Origin of the sequence: Prevotella sp. S7 MS 2 (assembly GCF_000762865.1) — a bacterium.
GTDB lineage: Bacteria > Bacteroidota > Bacteroidia > Bacteroidales > Bacteroidaceae > Prevotella.
In genome coordinates this window covers 1-6137 of the sequence record NZ_JRPT01000096.1, presented here as the reverse complement: position 1 = coordinate 6137, position 6137 = coordinate 1, and the positions used below count along the sequence as shown (strand labels likewise).

The following is a 6137-nucleotide window of genomic DNA, read 5'->3' as shown; positions in this document are numbered from 1 at the left end:
ATGAAGGTGTTAAAAGGAAGTTAGGGGGAGTTAATGGGAATTATGCCGATAAGCCATAATCTCGTAGCCCTTATTCTTCATCAAACGCTCTTCTTTTGAAGAACGAATGCCATAGCAAATGATTCCGACTTCATACTGGTGGGTAATGTTACGGTTACTTCGCCATTTTTGACCTTTGTTTTCAATGTTTTGCCGTTGGAAAGCAGTACGACTTTGCCTTTCGGTAAGTTACCTTTCCAGTGGATTTGAGACGGAAGCGTCTCACCATCGGCCAACGTATAGATTGCATAAAGCGTGCGCCCGTCCTTATTGGCGGTAAACCATACGTTGCCATCGTGGTAGTTGGGCGTGGTGACGGTGTTGTAGATAGCTTTTCCGTTGGCACGCATCCAGTTGCCAATCTTGTGCAATCGTTCTACAGCTTCGGGTTGGATAAGTCCTTCGGGAGTAGGGCCAACGCCAAGAACAAGGTTCCCGCCCTTGGCAACAATCTCTGTCAGGATGTTCACAACCTTCATAGGCGACTTCCAAGTGGGGCGAGGTACCCATCCCCAATCATTGGTTAGCGTGATGCAACTTTCCCATGGGAAGTTTAATTGAGTCTCCGGAATGGTGCGTTCGGGTGTCTGGTAGTTCTCATAAGGACCGTGGATGGTGCGGTCTACCATGATGAGGCCGGGTTGATTGTGGCGAGCCATTTCAGCGATACGAGGCATGTCAATGTCTTGATTGTTCTCCTTGCACACCCATCCACCGTCCATCCAGAGGATATCTACCTTGCCATAGCGTGAAAGAATCTCATTCATCTGGTTGTAAGTGTACTGTTTGAAAGCCTCCCAACGCCACGGTCACTTCTTAATATCATAGTTGACGTTGCGTGCTTTCTGTGGATATACGTCCCACCAATAGTCTTGTGAATGCCAATCGGGCTTGGAGAAGTAGGTACCTATCATAAAATTCTTCTTACGGAAAGCCTCTAACACATATTTCAATACATCGCGTTTGGGGTTGTCTTTGAATGCATGATGAGCTATAGAGTAGTCGGTGTATTTGCTATCGAACATACAGAAGCCGTCGTGATGCTTGGTGGTGAAGATCATATACTTCATTCCGGCATCGTTCATGACGCTGGCCCACTGATCAGGATTGAATTTTACGGGGTTGAATTTGTCGGCCAATCCCCAGTACCAATCTTTGTATTGCTGATAAGTCATGGTGGTATCGCGTGTCACCCAGTCCTCATCGCAGATGGCCCAAGACTCTACCATGCCGGGAACGGAGTATATTCCCCAATGGAAGAGTACGCCAAATTTTTGGTCTTGCCATTGATGTAGTTTGTTGATAACGAGTTGGTCGGTAGGCCACTCATAGGTCTTTGAACGTTCGTAGACATCGCCTTGTGCGCTGGCATGAAGCGAAATAACGACACAAATGGCTGAAAGTAGTATTTGTTTAAGCATATAAATAGAGTTACAGATAAATGTTTGATGCTGCGAAGTTACATTTTTAAAGACGAAATCAAGCGTGTTTTGTGATAAAATCATGGTATAGATAGTTATAAACTGCAACCTTTTTCCTAATTTTGTGGGATATTATCAAGCTAAAACAAAGATATATTATAAAAATGAAAAAGCAAGTTGATGTACAAGCAGGAGATAATGGAAGATAACAGGAAGTAACAGGAGATAACGGACTATTGTCTGGTAACTTCTGTTTTACTCCATTTTACTCCCGATAACTCCTAAATTGAACATCCATGCAAAAATAATATTATAAAAATGAAAAAGCAAGTATTGGTATCGGCTATGCTGTTGTTGACAGCAATATCTAGCTTTGCCCAAACAGGTACGGAGAAAGAACCGGTGAGCTATGTGGGTGGAGAAATTTGCAATCCGCGACTGCACGATGGTGGATTACCATATATAATAGGTGTGGAGAACACGCAGGTGATGCGAGCAAACCGTACGCATCCCGGCATGGCCGATGGGTTTGGATGGACGTACAACCATGCGCCGAACATCACATATTGGCGTGGGAAGTTCTACTTAGAGTATCTTAGTAATCCCAAGGACGAGCAACAACCACCGGGACAAACTTTTCTTGTCACTTCGACCGATGGTCGCCATTGGGATAAGCCCATTGTGGGCTTTCCACCATATCAGGCTCCTAAAGGTGTCACCATCCCCAAACCGTATTACGGTTACATCATGCATCAGCGCATGGGATTCTATACTGCACCGAACGGACGACTGCTTTTGGTGGCTTTTTACGGGCATAGCTACAACCCGTTTAAGAAAGGTGGTATCGGTAGAGTGGTGCGCGAGATTCGTCGCGATGGCTCGTTAGGTCAAATCTATTTCTTACGTTACTCGTCTCATGCACAGTGGAACGAGAAGAATACGGCATATCCTTTCTATCATCGGTCGCGTGATAAAGGCTTTGTGGAAGCTTGCAATGCACTTTTAAATGATAGGTTGAAGACGCTCCAGTGGATAGATGAAGACCGTGGCGTGGATGGATTCTATACATTAAAAGACTCTATCAACACCGTACAAGCCACTTCTTACTATCATAGGAAGGACGGAAAGACCGTAGCTTTGTGGAAATGGTCGTGGGTAGCACTATCATCTGATAACGGACAGTCATGGTCTACGCCCGTCAGAGTGCCCTCGCTCATTATGGCTGGGGGAAAGAATTGGGGGCAACGCACGGCAGATGGCCGTTATGCCATGGCTTATAACCCCATTGAGACGCAACCTTATCGCTACCCATTGGTGTTGACTAGTAGCGACGATGGCATTGTATTCAGTGACATGGGAGTTGTTCATGGTGAGGTGCCACCGCGGCATCGTAGTTGGCTTTGACGGGGCGGTTGGCAATCATCGAGGCCACATAACCCGACACTGTAAGCTGGCCAAGACGGAAGTCGGGCAGCTGAATCACTTTGACTGTGTCGGCTATACCGTTGGCATCGCGCGACACCCCGTTTCCTAATTCTCGCCAATAATCTATAGATGATTCAGGATACACCATGCCTTGGCCGCTTCCTGTGTCTAGGTTGAACCATCTACGTTGGCCATTCATCATGACGGGAACGTACACTTGCCCATCCTTATATTCTATATCGATGGTGTCGCAGAAATCTTTTTTCGACAGTTGAAAGTCGGTTTTGTAGCCACGAATTTGACAGAGTGCTGGCAGCATTGTGGCAAAAAGAAGTATGATAAAAGCGATTTTTCGCATGTAGTATACTTTGGTTGATAGGCCAAAGATACACTTTTTTCTTGTAAAGTAATGTACTATGTAGGCGAATAGAATTCGTACATACGTATAAGGTACTATTTTGAGCTGCAAAGAAAGGGGGTGTTATTTTTAGCCGGAGAAATATTCTTCTTTCATTTTTCCAGTTTTTATTTTGTTATCAAATGTATGTTGTTTCAGAAAATTGATTAACTTTGCCGGTAGAAAATATATCAAATTTCTATTATCATGAACTTTTGGAAAAAGACTTTTGTATTTAGTCTGTTGTTCTGCATGCCAATATTGATGCAGGCTGTGAATGAAAAACCGTTTACCGTACCCGAATTGAAGACGTGGAAAGGTACTGAAGGGGTGTTTACTCCTACACGTATTACGTATGAGAAAGGTGATGCCATGATGCTTGAAACGCTACAACGCTTTGCCGATGATTATGCTACGATGTTTGGACAGCACTTGCCTATCGTGAAAGGGAAAGCCAAGAAAGGCGATATTGCGTTCGCGGTGAAAGTCAAGAAAGGCGCCAATGTGGAGAGTTATACCATGACTATCGGTGAGTCGGCTAAGGTAGTGGCTCCTTCTAATAAAGGAATGTTTTGGGCGACACGTACGATTCTGCAAATTGCGGAACAAAGTGTGGCGCATACATTGCCTTGTGGTGCGTTGATGGATAGTCCTGATTACGCAGTTCGTGGCTTTATGCTTGACTGCGGTCGTAAGTTCTTCCCCATGCGTTCGTTGCGGCAGTATGTGCGATTGATGTCATACTATAAGATGAATACTTTCCATATACATTTGACGGACTGTGGTTTTAAGCAGTTTTTTGATAATGATTGGATGAAGACACAGGCTGCTTTCAGATTGGAGTGCGATACATATCCCGGACTGACAGCGCGTGATGGATTCTATACTAAGAAAGAGTTTATAGAGTTGCAGAAGTATGCCGACAGTCTAGGTGTGGAGATAATCCCGGAAATCGACGTGCCGGCTCACTCATTGGCTATCACGAAATATCGTCCCGATTTGGCTAGCAAAGAGTATGGTATGGATCATCTTGATTTGTTCAACCCTGATACTTATACATTCTTGGATGCTCTGTTCAAGGAATATATAGAGGGGCCAAATCCTGTGTTTCGCAGCAAATGGGTGCACATCGGTACCGATGAGTATTCTAACAAGACTGCCGAACTGCGCGAGAAATTCCGCTATTTCACCGATAGATATATCCGTTATGTAGAGAGTTTCGGTAAGAAGGCTATGGTTTGGGGACAACAAACCCACGCTTATGGGAAGACTCCAATCAAGGTAAAAGATGTGATGATGCAGTCGTGGTCTAATGATTATGCAAAACCTGACGAGATGATGAAGTTAGGTTATGATATTATCAGTATTCCTGATAGAGATGTTTACATAGTTCCGAAGGCTGGTTACTATTATGATTACCTAGAGAATGAGCGACTCTATAAAGAATGGACGCCGGCCAATATCAATGGAGCGGTGTTCCCGGAACGCTATCCGCAGATTAAAGGTGGTATGTTTGCCGTATGGAATGATATTGTTGGCAATGGTGTAGGATTGCAAGATGTTTATCATCGTGTATTGCCTTCTATGCAAGCACTAGCTACCAAAATGTGGACGGGGGCGAAACCGACATTCTCTTATGCCGAGTTTAAGGATAAATGCCAAGGATTGAGTGAGGCAGTGGGGCAGAATGTGCTTGGTAAGCATGGTGCAGATTTCGCATTGCAGTTGGCTCAAGTGACACCCGGACAGGAAACAGGTGTTGAGCAAATGGGATGGAATTACCGCGTGGAATTCGATATAGATGCTTGTCCGGAGGCTCCCGGAACAGTATTGTTTGAGTCTCCTGAGGCAAAATTCTATCTGGCTGATCCTGCTAGTGGGTTCCTTGGATTCAGTCGCGACGGTTATCTGTATAACTTTGGTGTGAACCTTTATCCCGGTGAGAAAGCTCATGTAGCCATCGAAGGTACGTCTGAAAATACAGTACTCTACCTGAATGGCAAGAAAGTAAGTAGCTTGGATGTGAAGAAAGTCAACTTCGGTAAGCGTGGAGATATGTACTATCTGCGTACGCTTGTATTCCCATTACAGAAAGCCGGACAGTTCAAGAGTGTGATAACCAATCTGAAAGTAGGCTATCTGAAGGCTGGGGAAACAAAATAATGTAAATATGACGGAATTCCAGAAGATGCGGTCGGAGCAGTTATACGACTTTTCCGATACAGAGATATTGGCTAGTTTGACGTATGCGAAAGAGATATGCGCTCGATTGCAGACGCTGACTCTTGATAGTGAAGAGTATCGTGATCTGATTCAAGACCTGATTCCCGGAATTCCGAATGACTCTACCGTATGCCCGCCATTCCACTGTGACCATGGCAACGGCATACGGATGGGGCATCATGTGTTTGTTAATTACAATTGTGTGGTACTCGATGGAGCCACTGTGACATTTGAAGACCATGTGAAAGTTGGGCCTGCTTGCCAGTTCTACACGCCGCAACACCCGATGGATTATGTGGCTCGTAGGAAGTCACAAGAGACATCTCATCCCATTGTAATAGGTGAAGATACTTGGTTAGGGGGTGGAGTGATAGTTCTACCCGGTGTGAAGATAGGTAAAAGATGTATTATCGGAGCCGGTTCGGTAGTTGTGCACGATATTCCGGACGACTCGTTGGCTGTAGGAAATCCATGTGAAGTAAAACGTAGTTTGCTGTAGTGAGGTATGAAATTGATACTTGATAAGCAAGAGAAATAGAAATGTTATATATATAATAAGGTGAAAATAAAGTCACTTTGTTGGTTTTGTCAAAAAGCTAGAAAAATGATATTAATTTCTAAACTTTTTCTTC

4 protein-coding genes and 1 pseudogene are annotated in these 6137 nt (G+C 44.4%); 3 read left to right on the top strand and 2 right to left on the bottom strand.

Annotated elements, in window-relative coordinates; translation table 11 throughout:
* Nucleotides 1-80: 80 nt before the first annotated feature.
* Nucleotides 81-1460 (bottom strand): annotated as a pseudogene (locus HMPREF0671_RS11405) (alpha-L-fucosidase).
* 318 nt (nt 1461-1778) lie between these two features.
* Between HMPREF0671_RS11405 and HMPREF0671_RS11400 the strand changes: the two are divergent.
* The gene (locus HMPREF0671_RS11400) at nt 1779-2864 is read left to right on the top strand and encodes a hypothetical protein (RefSeq protein ID WP_052053046.1); all 1086 of its coding nucleotides are present in this window, start codon (nt 1779-1781) and stop codon (nt 2862-2864) included.
* On the opposite strand, the gene HMPREF0671_RS12340 is transcribed toward HMPREF0671_RS11400, so the two are convergent.
* Nucleotides 2806-3243, bottom strand: coding sequence for a retropepsin-like domain-containing protein (locus tag HMPREF0671_RS12340; protein WP_156958417.1), 438 nt, complete (start codon nt 3241-3243; stop codon nt 2806-2808). The genes HMPREF0671_RS11400 and HMPREF0671_RS12340 overlap by 59 nt on opposite strands.
* 246 nt (nt 3244-3489) lie before the next feature.
* Between HMPREF0671_RS12340 and HMPREF0671_RS11390 the strand changes: the two genes are divergently transcribed.
* Together HMPREF0671_RS11390 and HMPREF0671_RS11385 are read left to right on the top strand one after the other, a co-directional pair.
* Entirely contained in the window at nt 3490-5445 is a 1956-nt protein-coding gene (locus HMPREF0671_RS11390) for a glycoside hydrolase family 20 protein (protein ID WP_084589777.1), read from the top strand.
* A gap of 7 nt (nt 5446-5452) precedes the next feature.
* On the top strand, nt 5453-6004 hold the full coding sequence (locus HMPREF0671_RS11385; protein WP_036900832.1) for a sugar O-acetyltransferase: 552 nt from the start codon (nt 5453-5455) through the stop codon (nt 6002-6004).
* The last annotated feature ends 133 nt before the right edge of the window (nt 6005-6137 follow it).